Raw genomic sequence first — 14,496 nt, 5'->3', positions numbered from 1 at the left:
AACCGTGTCCGGATTCGTAGAAAAGCCCGAGCCGATCCAGGTTCCGGGCCTGGTGCATCTGCACACCGGAAAGGTGCGCGAGCTGTACCGGAACGAGGCGGGCGACCTCGTGATGGTCGCCAGCGACCGCATCTCCGCCTACGACTGGGTGCTGCCCACGGAGATCCCCGACAAGGGCCGCGTCCTCACCCAGCTCTCCCTGTGGTGGTTCGACCAGCTGCGGGACCTGGCCGCCAACCATGTGATCAGCACCGAGCTGCCCGAGGGCGCCCCCGCCGACTGGGCGGGCCGCACGCTGGTCTGCAAGTCCCTGAGGATGGTCCCGGTCGAGTGCGTGGCCCGCGGCTATCTCACCGGCTCGGGACTCGTCGAGTACGACGAGTCCCGTACGGTCTGCGGCCTCGCCCTCCCCGAAGGCCTCGTCGACGGCTCCGAACTGCCCGCCCCGATCTTCACCCCCGCCACCAAGGCCGAGGTCGGCGAACACGACGAGAACGTCTCCTACGAGGAGGTCGCCCGCCAGGTCGGTGCCGAGACCGCGGCCCAGCTGCGCCAGGCCACGCTCGCCGTGTACTCCCGCGCCCGGGACATCGCCCGCGAGCGGGGGATCATCCTGGCCGACACCAAGTTCGAGTTCGGCTTCGACGGAGACACCCTCGTCCTCGCCGACGAGGTCCTCACCCCGGACTCCTCCCGCTTCTGGCCGGCCGACCAGTGGCAGCCGGGCCGGACGCAGCCGTCGTACGACAAGCAGTTCGTCCGGAACTGGCTGACCTCGGCGGAGTCCGGCTGGGACCGCAAGAGCGAGCAGCCCCCGCCGCCGCTGCCGCAGGACGTCGTGGAGGCGACCCGGCAGAAGTACGTGGAGGCGTACGAGCGGCTGACGGGCATGAGCTGGTCCTGACCCGCGAGCGGTGACGCAAAAGGCCCCCGGGAGACCGGGGGCCTTACTGGAGCGGACGACGAGGCTCGAACTCGCGACCTCAACCTTGGCAAGGTTGCGCTCTACCAACTGAGCTACGTCCGCGTTGCGCCGTGGCGCGAGAGCAACTATACCCAACCTCGCTCCCGTGCGAGACGCACTGCCGCATGACGGTTTTCCGCGCCGAGCTTCGTGACGGCCGAGGAGAGGTAGTTCCGTACGGTCCCCGGGGACAGTGCGGCCCGCTCGGCGATCTCCGCGACCGGTGCTCCGTCGGCCGCCAGCTCCAGCACCTCGGCCTCCCGCGCGGTCAGCGGGGAGTCCCCGGCGGAGATCGCGTCGGCGGCCAACTCCGGGTCGACATAACGGTTTCCGGCGTGCACCGTCCGGATGATCTCGGCGAGCCGCTGCGCGCTGACCGTCTTCGGGACGAACCCCCGCACACCGGCCGCGAGTGCCCGTTTCAGATGGCCCGGCCGTCCGTGTCCGGTGACGATCAGCACCCGGCAGCCGGGCAGTTCGGCCCGCAGGGATGTGGCGACCTTCACACCGTCGGCGCCCGGCATCTGAAGATCGAGCACGGCGACATCGGGTGCGTGGGCCCGCGCCATCGCCAGCGCCTCGGGTCCGCTGGCCGCCTCCGCGACGACGAGGAGATCGTCCTCCAGCGACAGCAGCGCGGCCAGCGCGCCGCGGATCAGATGCTCGTCGTCGGCGAGCAACAGCCGTACCGGAGTGCTCATGACGTGACTTCACTCACTTTCTGTTCCAGTGGCACCTCTGCCACCAGCCGGAACCGGGCCTCGGGCACCGCGCCCGCCTTCAAGGTGCCGCCGACGACCGCCAGCCGTTCCCGCAGCCCGGCGAGCCCGGAACCCCCACCCCCGTGGGGGGTTCCGGGCAGCCCGTCGTTCTCCACCGTCAGCACCACACGCCCCTCAAGCACCCGCAGACACAACGTGCAGCGTCCGGCGTCCCCATGCCGCAGCACATTGGTGGTCGCCTCGCGCACCACCCAGCCGAGCGCGGACTGCACCTCTGCGGGCAACCCCGCCGTCTCCGCGCTGACCTCGCAGTCGATCCCGGCGGCCGTCAACACACCCTGGGCGCCGGTGAGTTCGGCCCCGAGGTCGGCCTCCCGGTAGCCGCGTACGACGGCCCGTACCTCGCGCTGGGACTCCTGCGCGATGCGCTGCACCTCGATCATCTGCTCCACGGCCTCCGGCCGCCCCCGCCGGGCCAGTTGCACCGCCAGCTCGCTCTTGAGCGAGATCACGGACAGGTTCCGGCCCAGCACGTCGTGCAGATCCCGCCCGAACCGCAGCCGCTCCTCCGCGACGGCGAGCCGGGCCTCCACCTCACGGGCCCGCTCCCCCTCCCACAGCACGGAGAGGGTCCAGGCGCCGCAGCGGCCGGCGAGCAGCGCGAAGACCGCCTGGAAGACGATCGTCGCGACGGTCGCCACCAGGCCGAAGCCGTCACGGTCGGCGAGCCCGACGGCCGTGGTGAGCAGCACCGTGAACACCGCGGACCGGCGCAGAAACACCCCGACGGGGACCATGAACCCGTAGAGCAGCGCGAACGGCAGCACGACGCCGCCGATCGTGAACCGGACCGTCATCCCGCTCGCCGCGTTCAGCCCGGCGAGCGCCACGATCAGCGCCAGCGCCAGCCCCAGCAGGACGGCCGGTGTGCGGTGCGCCCCGGCCGGCAGCTCGGCACGCCCGAGATAGTGGCTGAGCACGGGCCTGGTGAGCCGGTTCGCGACCACGCACTGCAGGATCGCCACGAGGACGAGGAGGGCGCCGAGCCCACCCGCCACCGGCCGGTGGGCGAGACCGCCGGGCAACGGCAGCAGCACCCAGAAGCACATGATGAACCAGATCGTGCCGTACCAGGTGAAGACGCTGGTCAGCTCGACCCGCTCCGCCTTGCTCCGCCGCCCCCAGTGCCGCTGCTGCCATCCTCGTATCCGGCCCACCATGCGCGCCCGTCCCCCGTCGCTTCCGTGCTCAGCGCCGCGGTTCCCACCGGAACCGCCGCCGTACAGCAAACACCGCGATGAAGATCCAGGCCAACGCGGTGACAAGGGCGCCGAGTGCCTCGCCGGCGCTCAACTGGCCCGTCCAGCCGCCGCGGACGAGCCGGATCGCCGGGGACAGCGGGAGCAGTTCGCAGACGGTGGCCAGCTTGTCCGGCAGGAGCTCGGTCGGGAACGTGATCCCGGATCCGAGCATCGACAGGAACATCAGCGGCAGCGCGGTGACCTGGCTGCTCTCCACGGTCCGGGTGAAGGACGCGGTGAGCGCGGCGAGCGCGGCACTGACCAGGTAGCCGGCCAGCAGTCCGGGCAGGATCAGATACGGCGCCCTGGGCGCGCCGGTGGACAGCAGGGCCGCGCATCCGACGCACAGCACGAGCGCCTGGGCGAGTCCGATGCCGAGCGCGGGCAGGGCGGTGCCGGTGAGGATCTCGGCGTCGGAGAGCTCGCCGGTGCGCAGCCGTTTGAGGACGAGTTCCTCGCGTCGGGCGACGTAGGCGTTGACCAGCGAGGTGTACACGGCGAAGAGGAAGGAGAAGCCGATCGCGGCCGTCAGCAGAGTGGTGCCGACGGTCAGTCCCTGCTTCCTCAGGTCCAGCTGATCGATGGCCGGCCGCACGCTGAACGGCAGCAGCAGTGGCACGGCCAGCGCGGTGAACACGACCCCGCGGTTACGGCCGAGCAGCACGAACTCGGCCCGCCCCAGCGCCCCCAGCCGCCGCCCCACCACCCCCCAGCCACCACTGCCCACACGATCCCGGCCACTCACCCGCGTACCGCCCACTGCCCGTACGCCGTCCCCGGCCGCCACCCGAACCCCACTCGTCCCGCTCACCGCGCAACCCTCCGTCTCCGCTCCGGCCCCGTTCACCCCGCTGCGCCCCCTCGGACGTGTCCCGGTTCCGCTCATGCCGCCGCCCGTGGTGCGTGCTCGCGGGCGATTCCGAGGAATGCCTCCTCCAGTGACGCCGAGCGCATGTCCAGGGCGCGCAGCTCGACCCCGGTCCGCTCGGCCCAGGTCAGGACGCCGGTCGCGGTCCGCTGCAGCTGGGTCGTGCGCAGCCGTACGACCCTTCCGTCGCTCTCGTGGGAGCAGACGCCGAGGTCGGCCAGGGGCGGCAGGTCGCCGAGGAAGTAGCCGTCGGGCAGTTCGAACGTCATCCGGGAGGGGCGGCCCGCCGTGACCTCGGCCGGGGTCCCGGAGGCCGCGATCCGGCCCTCGTGCAGGATGGCGAGCCGGTCGGCGAGGCCCTCGGCCTCCTCCAGGTAGTGCGTGGTGAGCAGCACGGTCGTACCCGCGTCGCGCAGCCTGCGCACCAACTCCCAGGTGTCCCGGCGGCCTTCCGCGTCGAGCCCGGTCGTCGGCTCGTCGAGGAAGAGCACCTCGGGATCGCCGAGCAGGGCGAGCGCCAGGTCGAGCCGGCGCCGCTCACCACCGGAGAGCTGTTTGACCCGCACCCCGTGTTTGCCGGCCAGCCCGACCAGCTCCAGCACCTCGGCCTCCGGCCGGGCCCCGCTCGTGCACCCCGCCCACATCCTGGCTGTCTCGGCGACGGTCAGTTCGGCCGGGAAGCCGCCCTCCTGGAGCATCACGCCGGTGCGGGGGCGTACGGCCGCCCGTTCCCGGCAGGGATCGTGTCCGAGGATGCGGACCCGGCCCCCGGCGGGTGCGGCGAGGCCCTCCAGCAGTTCGACCGTCGACGTCTTGCCCGCCCCGTTGGTACCGAGCAGGGCGAAGATCTCCCCGCGGGCCACGGAGAAGCTGATTCCGCGTACGGCCTCGAACCCGCCCCCGTAGACGCGCCTGAGATCGGTGACCTCAATCACGTGTTCGTGTTCGTCGTAGTGCATGAAGCCAGCGTCGCGGCGCCCGGGGCGGGACGGCAGTGCGCGCTGTCATCGCCCGGCATGACAAATGTCAGAGGCCAACCGGAACGTGCCGGAGGCACAGGCGCACGAAAAAACCCCGGTCGCGAGGACCGGGGCTTTCCCTGGAGCGGACGACGAGGCTCGAACTCGCGACCTCAACCTTGGCAAGGTTGCGCTCTACCAACTGAGCTACGTCCGCACTGCTCCCGACCGGCTCCCACCGATCGGTGCGAGCACCAGCCTACCTGATCCACACGAGTGGTTGTGACCGGTGCCGGAGCGGGTGACAGGAATCGCACACTGCGCCTTCCCCCTGGAAGGGGGATGTTCTGCTACTGAACTACACCCGCACGCTCCTCGGGGTTTCGGCCTTTTCGGCCTCGCCCCTCGGCGTGCTCCAGACATTAGCTGATCAGCAGGGGGGTCGCGCAAGTCGGCTCCCCTTGCTGTCCGATATGCCCAAGTGCACGGTCCTCAGGGTCCGCTGACGGGCCCTGAGGACTGCCCCTTCGCGGGCTTCACTGCGCGGCGCTGAAGGCCTCGTAGACCTTCTTGGGGATGCGTCCGCGGGCCGGGACGTCCATCTTGTTGGCCTGGGCCCAGGCACGGACGGCCGCCGGATCGGGGGCGACCTCCGTCTGCTTGTACGCCTTGCCGGAGCGCGACCGCTTGCGGCCGGCCTCGACGTAGGGCGCGAGCGCCTTGCGCAGTTTCTTGGCGTTGGTTTCGTTCAGGTCGATCTCGTACGACTTGCCGTCGAGTCCGAAGGCGATCGTTTCCGCCGCTTCCGAGCCGTCGATGTCGTCAAAGAGCGTGACCACGACCTTTTGCGCCACGAATATCGGTCCCTTCGTGCGGCACGTCGATACAGCTCAACAGCGATGACGTGCCGAGTATCGGCTATTGCCAATTCATTTGTACAGTGCCCGGCAATGCAAAGTGAAGCCCGACTAAATCCGCCCGCGTGTCCGAACACAATAGGCAGGCCGGGTGGACTGTCGAACTTTCCCAGAACTTTTCGCGGCGGTACGGCTTCGACACCCGATCGTGATGCGCCTCACGTAGTTTCCTACAACTCTACTCGCGTAGAAATTTTGTGCGGGTAGTCTGAAGGAACCTGCTCAGCACCACACATCGGGAGTGCCAGTGGCACGCGTCGTAGTCGACGTCATGCTCAAGCCGGAGATCCTCGACCCCCAGGGCCAGGCGGTCCAGCGTGCGCTGCCGCGTCTGGGTTTCGAAGGGATCTCGGACGTACGTCAGGGAAAGCGTTTCGAACTGGAAGTTGACGGGCCCGTTGACGAGGCCGCGCTCGCCCGCATCCACGATCTTGCGGAATCCTTCCTCGCCAACACGGTGATCGAGGACTTCACCGTCAAGGTGGAAGAAGTCGCGGAGGCGGCCAAGTGACCGCTCGTATTGGCGTCGTCACTTTCCCGGGCAGCCTCGACGACCGGGACACCCAGCGCGCGATCCGCCTTGCGGGCGCCGAACCGGTCGCCCTGTGGCACAAGGACAAGGACCTCAAGCAGGTCGACGCCGTGGTCCTCCCCGGCGGTTTCTCCTACGGCGACTATCTGCGGGCCGGCGCCATCTCCCGCTTCTCGCCTGTGATGGAGACCGTCATCGAGCAGGCGAAGGCCGGCCTGCCGGTCCTCGGCATCTGCAACGGCTTCCAGGTCCTCACCGAGGCCCACCTCCTGCCGGGCGCGATGCTCGGCAACGACCACCTCCACTTCATCTGCCGCGACCAGAAGCTGCGGGTGGAGAACGCGGAGACCTCCTGGACCGGTGACTACCGCCAGAGCCAGGAGATCCACATCCCGCTGAAGAACATGGACGGCCGGTACGTCGCCGACGAGTACACGCTCGACAAGCTGGAGGCGGAGGGCCGTGTCGTCTTCCGGTACCTCGACTTCAACCCCAACGGCTCGCTGCGCGACATCGCCGGCATCACCAACGAGGCGGGCAATGTCGTCGGCCTGATGCCGCACCCGGAGCACGCCGTGGAGCCGCTCGTCGGCACCGGCCGCACCGACGGCCTCCCCTTCTTCACCTCGATCCTCAAGAAGCTGGTCAACGCATGAGCCGGACGCCTCTGGACACGGTCGAGCACGCGGCCGCGACCCCCGACGTCGAGCTGCCCTGGGCCGAACTCGGCCTGAAGAAGGACGAGTACGAGCGCGTGGTCGAGATCCTCGGCCGCCGGCCCACCGGTGCCGAGCTCGCCATGTACTCGGTCATGTGGTCCGAGCACTGCTCGTACAAGTCCTCCAAGGTCCACCTTCGCCAGTTCGGCGAGAAGGCCCCCGAGAACGACGCCCTGCTGGTCGGCATCGGCGAGAACGCCGGTGTCGTCGACGTCGGCCAGGGCTACGCGGTCACCTTCAAGGTCGAGTCGCACAACCACCCGTCGTACGTCGAGCCCTACCAGGGCGCGGCCACCGGCGTCGGCGGCATCGTCCGCGACATCATCGCGATGGGTGCCCGCCCGGTCGCGGTGGTCGACCCGCTGCGCTTCGGTGCCGCGGACCACCCGGACACCAAGCGGGTGCTCCCGGGCGTGGTCGCGGGCATCGGCGGCTACGGCAACTGCCTGGGCCTGCCGAACATCGGCGGCGAGGTCGTCTTCGATTCCTGCTACCAGGGAAACCCGCTGGTCAACGCCGGTGCCATCGGCGTGATGCGACACGAGGACATCCACCTCGCGAAGGCGTCCGGCGCGGGCAACAAGGTCATCCTCTACGGCGCCCGGACCGGCGGCGACGGCATCGGCGGCGCGTCGATCCTGGCCTCGGAGACCTTCGACGACGCCAAGCCGTCCAAGCGTCCGGCCGTCCAGGTCGGCGACCCCTTCCAGGAGAAGCTCCTCATCGAGTGCACCCTGGAGGCCTTCAAGGAGAAGCTGGTCGTCGGCATCCAGGACCTGGGCGCCGCGGGCCTGTCCTGTGCCACGTCGGAGCTGGCGTCGAACGGCTCCGGCGGTATGCGCGTGACGCTGGACGACGTCCCCCTGCGCGACTCGACCCTGTCTCCTGAGGAGATCCTCATGAGCGAGTCGCAGGAACGCATGTGCGCGGTCGTGGAGCCGGAGAAGGTCGACCGCTTCCTGGAGATCTGCGCCAAGTGGGACGTGATCGCCACGGTCATCGGTGAGGTGACGGACGGCGACCGCCTGGAGATCTACTGGCACGGCGGCAAGATCGTCGACGTCGACCCGCGTACGGTCGCCCACGAGGGCCCGGTGTACGAGCGCCCGTACGCCCGCCCGTCCTGGCAGGACGCCCTCCAGGCCGACGACGCGAACAAGCTGCCGCGTCCGTCGTCGAGCGAGGAGCTGAAGGACCAGGTCCTGAAGCTGGTCGGCTCCCCCAACCAGGCGTCGAAGAAGTGGATCACGTCCCAGTACGACCACTTCGTGCAGGGCAACACCGTCCTGGCCCAGCCGGAGGACTCCGGCATGATCCGCATCGACGAGGAGACCGGCCTCGGCGTCGCCATCGCTACCGACGGCAACGGCCGCTACGCCAAGCTCGACCCGTACACGGGCGCGCAGCTGGCGCTGGCGGAGGCGTACCGGAACGTGGCGACGACGGGCGCGAAGCCGCTCGCGGTGTCGGACTGCCTGAACTTCGGCTCGCCCGAGGACCCGGCGGTCATGTGGCAGTTCGCGGAGGCCGTACGCGGTCTGGCGGACGCCTGCCAGCAGCTGGGCACCCCGGTGACCGGCGGCAATGTGTCTTTGTACAACCAGACGGGCGAGGCGGCGATCCACCCGACGCCGGTCGTGGCGGTCCTCGGCGTGATCGACGACGTCGCCCGCCGCACGCCGGTCGCCTTCCAGGAGGAGGGCCAGCTGATCTACCTCCTCGGCGACACCCGTGAGGAGTTCGGCGGCTCGGCCTGGTCCCAGGTGATCCACGACCACCTCGGCGGCCTGCCCCCGGCCGTGGACCTGGAACGGGAGCGCCTGCTGGCCGAGATCCTGGTCTCGGCCTCCCGCGACGGCATGATCGACTCCGCGCACGACCTGTCCGACGGCGGTCTGGTCCAGGCGGTCGTGGAGTCCGCGCTGCTCGGCGGCAAGGGTGCCCGGCTGGTCGTCCCGGACGGCCTGGACGCCTTCACCTTCCTGTTCTCCGAGTCGGCCGGCCGCGCGATCGTCGCCGTGCCGCGCTCGGAGGAGGTCCGCTTCAACGACATGTGCGGTGCGCGGGGCCTGCCGGCCACCCGGATCGGTGTCGTGGACGGTGCGGCCGTGGAGATCCAGGGCGAGTTCACGCTCACGCTGGAGGAGCTGCGGAAGGCGCACGAGGAGACGATTCCGGCGCTGCTGGCGTAGTGGTCGTACGCCGGTGAAGGCCCCGTCCGGGACGCCGGGCGGGGCCTTTCTCATGCGGTGACGGGTTCCTTCGCCGGTTCCGCCCCGGCCGGGCGGGCCTTCGGCAGGCGCAGGGCGAGCAGCAGGCACAGCGCCATCACCCCGGCGCCGCACAGGAACACCGTGTCCATCGCGGAGACGTACGCCTCCACACCGGCAGCGTGTGCCGCTCCCCGCAGGGCGGCCAGGGAGCCGATGTCGCCGGGGCCGTCGTACAGGCGGTTGAGGAGGGTGCCGAAGAGGGTGGCGCCCAGCGCCGTGCCCAGGGTCTGGAAGAAGCGGACGGCGGTGGTGGCTACGCCGAGCTGGTGCCGGGGTGCCGCCTCCTGCACCACCTGGATCAGCTGGCCGAGGAGCTGGCCGAAGCCGATGCCGACGAGCAGCAGGGCGGCGCGCAGCTGCCACAGCGAGGTGCCGGTGCCGGTGGTGGCGAGGAGCAGGAAGGCCGCCGTGGCCACGGAGGCACCGCTGATCACGAAGGTGCGCTCGGACCAGCCGCGTTCGGTGAGCCGGCCGGCGGCGATGCCGACGGTCATGATGCCGACGGCCATCGGGATGAGGAAGAGCCCGGCGGATGAGCTGGCGATGCCGCGTGCGACCTGGAGATAGACCAGGACGTAGTACATGGCGCCGGTCATGGCCACGCCCATCAGACCCTGGATCGCGAACCCCAGCCGCAGTTCGGGCACGCGGAACAGCGAGGGCGGCAGGATCGGTTCGGCGGTGGTGAACTGGCGGCGCAGGAAGAGCGCGAGCGCGATCACCGAGGCCAGGGCGACGCCGAGGACCTGCGGTGACGTCCAGGCGTACTGCTTGCCGCCCCACTCGGTGACCAGCAGCAGCGTGGTGGAGAACGCGGCGGCGAGGGCCGCGCCGGGGAAGTCGATCGCGCGGTCGGCGGTGTGGCGGGGGAGCTTGAGGACGACCACGGCGGTGGCCAGGGCGGCGATGCCGAGGGGCAGGTTGAGGTAGAAGGCCCAGCGCCAGCTCGCGTGGTCGGCGAGGAAGCCGCCGAGCCACGGCCCGACCGCCATGCCGCCGCCCGCGACGATCCCGCCGGTCCCGGCACCCTTGTTCTTCTTCTCGTCCGGCCCCTTCAGCTGGGCGATCACGACCATCGTGACGCTCATCAGCCCGCCCGCGCCGATGCCCTGCACGGCCCGGGACGCGATCAGCCAGCCGATCGACGGGGCCGCTCCGCACAGCGCCGAGCCGGTCAGGAAGGCGCCGAGCGCGCCGAGGAAGACCCGCTTGGCGCCCAGCACGTCGCACAGCCTGCCGTAGAGCGGGAGCATCGCCGCCGACGCCAGCGAGAAGGCGCTGACCAGCCACGGGATCGTGGCGATGCCGTGCGAGGGGTCGAGGTCGCGGACGATCGGGACGGTCGCCGCGGACACGATCTGCATGTCCAGGACGGCCAGGACGATCGTGACGAGGCAGACGAGGAAGCCGATCTTGCGCTGGGTGTCGGTCATGGGCATCACACTGCCCCACGACTATGTACCCGGTCAATGTTTTGTCTGCGATTACATTTAATCCGAGCACAATGTTCATCTTGGTAATCTGACGCCATGGCTGAGGCGATGGGGCTGCGCGAGCGCAAGAAGCTGCAGACGGCGATGCGGATCTACCGGGTCGCGGTCGGCCTGTTCGTCGAACGCGGCTACGACAACGTCTCCGTGCAGGAGATCGCCGACGCCGCCGAGGTCTCCAAGATGACCGTCTTCAACTACTTCGGCACCAAGGAGGACTTGATCTTCCGGCCGATGGAGGAGCACTTCGGCGACACGGCCCGCGCGGTGCGCGAGCGGCAGCCGGGAGAATCCGCCCTGGACGCCGTACGACGGCAGTTTCTGGAGATGGTCGAGTCCCGCGACCCCTCGATCGGGCTGAACCCCGAGCCGACCGCCCGCCAGGTCCGGCAACTCGTGCGCGACACCCCCGTCCTGATGGAGCGTGCCTTCGTCAGCTTCCAGAAGGGCACCCGTGAGCTGGCCGCCCTGCTGGCCGCCGAGACCGGGGACCTGATGCAGGCCACGGTCGCCGCCGCCACCCTGAGCGCCGCCCGCAACGCCCTCATCGAGGAGCACCACCGTCGTATCGCCGAGGGCGAGAGCCCGGAGCAGGTCGCCGCCGACGCCGTGGAACGGGCCAGGACCGCCTTCGGCCTGGTCGAAAACGGCCTGAAGGGCTACGCGGTCAAGGCATAGGGTCGCTGCCATGTCCCCGGCCAAGAAGCGCGCCCGCAGCTACGACCCCGTCAAGACCCGCGCGGCGGTCCTCGCCCAGTTCGGACACGTACGGGAGGCCGTACGCGGCCTGTCACCGGAGCAGCTCGCGCTGCCCACGCGGCTCGGCGAGTGGACCGTACGTGACCTGATCGCGCACATCGGCATGGCGCTCACCGCGATCCCCCGGGCGCTCGCCCTGCCCGAGCCGCCGAAGGCGGACGCCGTTCTGCTCGACTGGCCCTTCGCCACCGCGGCCAACGCCGCCGCCATCGACGCGTTCACCCGGGAGATCACCGCCGGACACCCCGACCCCGACGCCTACCTCGCAGACATCGAGCAGGCCCTGCGCGCCCTGCTCGCGGAGCACTCCGGCAGCCGGATCCTGCGGACGAGCGCCGGCGCGATGCCTCTGGACGACTATCTGGTCACCCGCACCGCCGAACTCGTCGTCCACACCGACGACCTGAACGCCGCCGTGCCCGGCCTGGAGGTGCCCTACGACCGCCAGGCCCTGGCCGCCGCCACCCGGCTGCTCGCCGACGCCCTCGCCGTCAAGGCGCCCGGCGGTTCCACCGAGGTCCGCGTGCCGCCGTACGCCGTGGTGCAGTGCGTCGAGGGGCCCCGGCACACCCGCGGCACCCCGCCCAACGTGGTCGAGACCGACCCGCTGACCTGGATCCGGCTCGCCACCGGGCGCCTGGCCTGGAAGGACGCCCTGGAGGAGGCCAAGGTGAGGGCCGGCGGGGAGCGGGCGGACATCGGGGGGCTGCTGCCGCTCATGTCGTAGAGCCCCAGGCGGAACCGGTCGTACCGCCTGGCCGTCGAACCCATATGAACCGGTACAAGCAGCGCATGACCCTGACGGCGGCCGCCGTGCTCGTCCCGCTCACGGTGGCCTGTGGCATCGGAAAGGCGGACAGTGGTCCGGTGGGCGTCCAGCAGTCACGGCTGACCGGCATCGACTGGCGGGTCGACAGCATCACCGCCGGCGGCACCACCCGGCACGCACCCGCCGCCGCCCGGCTCCGCATCGACGACGACGGCAAGGCGGCCGGCAACCTGGGCTGCAACCAGTTCAGCGCCCGGGCCACCGTGCACGGCGACCGGATCACCTTCGGCGACCTGCGCACGACCAGGATGGCCTGTGCCCCGGACCGCATGGACTTCGAGCGCGCCCTCGCCCGCGCGCTCACCACCGGCACCCTCGTCGCCAAGGCGGACGACGGGAAGCTGACGCTCACCGACGGCGACGGCGACCGCATCCACCTCAGCCGCAGCGCGCCCGAATGATGTGCGACGCCTCACTCGCGCATCGGGCGAAAAGAGCCTTCGACCGCCGCGGGGCAGGCCCCCCACGGCCGCCCGCGCACCAGCGGCACCGCGCTGACCAGCGCAAACGAGGAAACCCACAAGGTGATCGCGACCGCTGTGTCGGTTACGGCCACGTATCCCCAATTCGGACCAGTGGTCGACCTCGCCTACACTCGGTGGCGTGCCACGTGGTGACGGTCGACTCAATCACGATCTGCTTCCCGGCGAGAAGGGCCCCCAGGACGCTTGCGGCGTCTTCGGTGTCTGGGCTCCGGGTGAAGAGGTCGCAAAGCTCACGTACTTCGGGCTCTACGCCCTCCAGCACCGGGGCCAGGAATCCGCGGGAATCGCGGTCAGCAACGGCTCCCAGATCCTCGTCTTCAAGGACATGGGCCTGGTCTCCCAGGTCTTCGACGAGACCTCGCTCGGTTCGCTCCAGGGTCATATCGCGGTCGGACACGCCCGCTACTCGACCACCGGCGCCTCCGTGTGGGAGAACGCCCAGCCGACGTTCCGCGCCACCGCGCACGGCTCGATCGCGCTCGGCCACAACGGCAACCTGGTCAACACGGCGCAGCTCGCCGAGATGGTCGCCGAGCTCCCGAACGACAACAACAGCCGGTCCACCCGGGTCGCGGCCACCAACGACACCGACCTGCTGACGGCGCTGCTCGCCGCACAGGTCGACGAGGACGGCAAACCGCTCACCATCGAGCAGGCCGCCCACCAGGTCCTGCCGAAGGTGCGGGGCGCCTTCTCGCTCGTCTTCATGGACGAGCACACCCTCTACGCCGCCCGTGACCCGCAGGGCATCCGCCCGCTGGTCCTCGGCCGGCTGGAGCGCGGCTGGGTGGTCGCCTCCGAGACCGCCGCCCTGGACATCTGCGGCGCCAGCTTCGTCCGCGAGATCGAGCCGGGCGAGTTCGTCGCCGTCGACGAGAACGGTCTGCGCAGCTCCCGATTCGCGGAAGCGAAGCCCAAGGGCTGTGTCTTCGAGTATGTGTACCTGGCCCGCCCGGACACCGACATCGCCGGCCGGAACGTGTACCTCTCCCGCGTGGAGATGGGCCGCCGGCTCGCCAAGGAAGCCCCCGTCGAGGCCGACCTCGTCATAGCGACCCCGGAGTCCGGCACCCCGGCCGCCATCGGCTACGCGGAGGCCTCCGGCATCCCCTTCGGCGCGGGTCTGGTGAAGAACGCGTACGTCGGGCGGACCTTCATCCAGCCCTCGCAGACCATCCGCCAGCTGGGCATCCGCCTGAAGCTGAACCCGCTGAAGGAAGTCATCAAGGGCAAGCGCCTGGTCGTCGTCGACGACTCGATCGTGCGCGGCAACACCCAGCGGGCCCTGGTCCGCATGCTCCGCGAGGCCGGCGCCGCCGAGGTCCACATCCGGATCTCGTCGCCGCCCGTGAAGTGGCCCTGCTTCTTCGGCATCGACTTCGCCACGCGCGCGGAGCTGATCGCCAACGGCATGACCATCGAGGAGATCGGCACCAGCCTCGGCGCCGACTCGCTCGCCTACATCTCCATCGACGGCATGATCGAGGCGACCACCATCGCCAAGCCGAACCTGTGCCGCGCCTGCTTCGACGGCGAGTACCCGATGGAGCTGCCGGACCCGGAGCTGCTCGGCAAGCAGCTGCTGGAGACCGAGCTGGCCGCCGGCCCGGCAGCCACCGCTGCCAGCGACGCGATCCGTCGCCCGTAACACCCTGCAGTACGACACGAAAGTCACAGT

14 protein-coding genes and 3 tRNA genes are annotated in these 14,496 nt (G+C 70.2%); 8 read left to right on the top strand and 9 right to left on the bottom strand.

Going from position 1 to position 14,496, the window contains the following annotated elements; translation table 11 throughout:
* The first annotated feature begins 4 nt into the window (after nucleotides 1-4).
* Nucleotides 5-904 carry a phosphoribosylaminoimidazolesuccinocarboxamide synthase gene (locus ACZ41I_RS33825; RefSeq protein WP_363215633.1) on the top strand — a complete coding sequence of 300 codons (900 nt, stop codon included), beginning with the start codon at nucleotides 5-7 and terminating at the stop codon, nucleotides 902-904.
* Nucleotides 905-951: 47 nt separating this feature from the next.
* Here the strand turns inward: ACZ41I_RS33825 and ACZ41I_RS33820 are convergent.
* The 8 genes from ACZ41I_RS33820 to ACZ41I_RS33785 form a co-directional block, all read right to left on the bottom strand.
* Nucleotides 952-1,027 (bottom strand) — tRNA-Gly (locus ACZ41I_RS33820).
* A gap of 23 nt (nucleotides 1,028-1,050) precedes the next feature.
* Nucleotides 1,051-1,665: a response regulator transcription factor gene (locus ACZ41I_RS33815; protein WP_363215634.1), complete on the bottom strand. Its 615-nt coding sequence runs from the start codon at nucleotides 1,663-1,665 to the stop codon at nucleotides 1,051-1,053.
* A complete protein-coding gene (locus ACZ41I_RS33810) occupies nucleotides 1,662-2,906 on the bottom strand; it encodes a sensor histidine kinase (protein ID WP_399767132.1) in 1,245 nt (414 codons plus the stop codon). The genes ACZ41I_RS33815 and ACZ41I_RS33810 overlap by 4 nt, the downstream gene beginning before the upstream one ends.
* A 28-nt stretch (nucleotides 2,907-2,934) precedes the next feature.
* Complete coding sequence (locus ACZ41I_RS33805; RefSeq protein WP_468515836.1) at nucleotides 2,935-3,798, bottom strand: ABC transporter permease; 864 nt, start codon at nucleotides 3,796-3,798, stop codon at nucleotides 2,935-2,937.
* 71 nt (nucleotides 3,799-3,869) lie between these two features.
* Entirely contained in the window at nucleotides 3,870-4,814 is a 945-nt protein-coding gene (locus ACZ41I_RS33800; RefSeq protein WP_363215636.1) for an ABC transporter ATP-binding protein, read from the bottom strand.
* Nucleotides 4,815-4,955: 141 nt separating this feature from the next.
* Nucleotides 4,956-5,031, bottom strand: a tRNA-Gly gene (locus ACZ41I_RS33795).
* A 79-nt stretch (nucleotides 5,032-5,110) separates the two neighbouring features.
* A tRNA-Gly gene (locus ACZ41I_RS33790) sits at nucleotides 5,111-5,182 on the bottom strand.
* 168 nt (nucleotides 5,183-5,350) lie between these two features.
* Complete coding sequence (locus tag ACZ41I_RS33785; RefSeq protein ID WP_031164632.1) at nucleotides 5,351-5,668, bottom strand: histone-like nucleoid-structuring protein Lsr2; 318 nt, start codon at nucleotides 5,666-5,668, stop codon at nucleotides 5,351-5,353.
* A 310-nt stretch (nucleotides 5,669-5,978) separates the two neighbouring features.
* On the opposite strand from ACZ41I_RS33785, the gene purS reads away from it, so the two are divergent.
* From purS to purL, 3 genes are read left to right on the top strand one after another with little or no spacing between them, the layout of a single operon-like run.
* On the top strand, nucleotides 5,979-6,242 hold the full coding sequence (gene purS, locus ACZ41I_RS33780; RefSeq protein WP_015659417.1) for a phosphoribosylformylglycinamidine synthase subunit PurS: 264 nt from the start codon (nucleotides 5,979-5,981) through the stop codon (nucleotides 6,240-6,242).
* Nucleotides 6,239-6,919, top strand: coding sequence for a phosphoribosylformylglycinamidine synthase subunit PurQ (gene purQ, locus ACZ41I_RS33775; protein ID WP_363215637.1), 681 nt, complete (start codon nucleotides 6,239-6,241; stop codon nucleotides 6,917-6,919). The genes purS and purQ overlap by 4 nt, the downstream gene beginning before the upstream one ends.
* Nucleotides 6,916-9,174 (top strand): phosphoribosylformylglycinamidine synthase subunit PurL, encoded by a 2,259-nt coding sequence (purL, locus tag ACZ41I_RS33770; protein WP_468515835.1) that lies wholly within the window; start codon nucleotides 6,916-6,918, stop codon nucleotides 9,172-9,174. Before purQ ends, purL begins: the two co-directional genes overlap by 4 nt.
* 50 nt (nucleotides 9,175-9,224) lie before the next feature.
* On the opposite strand, the gene ACZ41I_RS33765 is transcribed toward purL, so the two are convergent.
* Nucleotides 9,225-10,688, bottom strand: a complete 1,464-nt coding sequence (locus tag ACZ41I_RS33765; RefSeq protein ID WP_468515834.1) for an MFS transporter — start codon at nucleotides 10,686-10,688, stop codon at nucleotides 9,225-9,227.
* A gap of 96 nt (nucleotides 10,689-10,784) precedes the next feature.
* Here ACZ41I_RS33765 and ACZ41I_RS33760 point away from each other — a divergent pair, with 96 nt between their 5' ends.
* The 4 genes from ACZ41I_RS33760 to purF all read left to right on the top strand — a co-directional run bounded on the left by ACZ41I_RS33760 (nucleotide 10,785) and on the right by purF (nucleotide 14,466).
* The gene (locus ACZ41I_RS33760; protein WP_363215640.1) at nucleotides 10,785-11,423 is read left to right on the top strand and encodes a TetR/AcrR family transcriptional regulator; all 639 of its coding nucleotides are present in this window, start codon (nucleotides 10,785-10,787) and stop codon (nucleotides 11,421-11,423) included.
* A 10-nt stretch (nucleotides 11,424-11,433) separates the two neighbouring features.
* Nucleotides 11,434-12,231 (top strand): maleylpyruvate isomerase family mycothiol-dependent enzyme, encoded by a 798-nt coding sequence (locus tag ACZ41I_RS33755; RefSeq protein ID WP_468515833.1) that lies wholly within the window; start codon nucleotides 11,434-11,436, stop codon nucleotides 12,229-12,231.
* Nucleotides 12,232-12,296: 65 nt separating this feature from the next.
* The gene (locus tag ACZ41I_RS33750) at nucleotides 12,297-12,734 is read left to right on the top strand and encodes an META domain-containing protein (protein ID WP_399767152.1); all 438 of its coding nucleotides are present in this window, start codon (nucleotides 12,297-12,299) and stop codon (nucleotides 12,732-12,734) included.
* A gap of 202 nt (nucleotides 12,735-12,936) precedes the next feature.
* Nucleotides 12,937-14,466: an amidophosphoribosyltransferase gene (gene purF / locus ACZ41I_RS33745; protein WP_363215643.1), complete on the top strand. Its 1,530-nt coding sequence runs from the start codon at nucleotides 12,937-12,939 to the stop codon at nucleotides 14,464-14,466.
* Nucleotides 14,467-14,496: the final 30 nt, after the last annotated feature.

Source organism: Streptomyces sp. NPDC030799 (genome assembly GCF_055572255.1).
Note: the sequence above shows the minus strand (reverse complement) of the source record. Positions and strands in the feature narration are given on the sequence as shown.

Bases quoted from the DNA above. Each gene is read 5' to 3' on its own strand.
- ACZ41I_RS33815 (WP_363215634.1), bottom strand. From the start codon at position 1,665: ATGAGCACTCCGGTACGGCTGTTGCTCGCCGACGACGAGCATCTGATC.
- ACZ41I_RS33810 (WP_399767132.1), bottom strand. From the start codon at position 2,906: ATGGTGGGCCGGATACGAGGATGGCAGCAGCGGCACTGGGGGCGGCGG.
- ACZ41I_RS33800 (WP_363215636.1), bottom strand. From the start codon at position 4,814: ATGCACTACGACGAACACGAACACGTGATTGAGGTCACCGATCTCAGG.
- purL (WP_468515835.1), top strand. From the start codon at position 6,916: ATGAGCCGGACGCCTCTGGACACGGTCGAGCACGCGGCCGCGACCCCC.
- ACZ41I_RS33765 (WP_468515834.1), bottom strand. From the start codon at position 10,688: ATGACCGACACCCAGCGCAAGATCGGCTTCCTCGTCTGCCTCGTCACG.
- ACZ41I_RS33760 (WP_363215640.1), top strand. From the start codon at position 10,785: ATGGCTGAGGCGATGGGGCTGCGCGAGCGCAAGAAGCTGCAGACGGCG.
- ACZ41I_RS33755 (WP_468515833.1), top strand. From the start codon at position 11,434: ATGTCCCCGGCCAAGAAGCGCGCCCGCAGCTACGACCCCGTCAAGACC.
- ACZ41I_RS33750 (WP_399767152.1), top strand. From the start codon at position 12,297: ATGACCCTGACGGCGGCCGCCGTGCTCGTCCCGCTCACGGTGGCCTGT.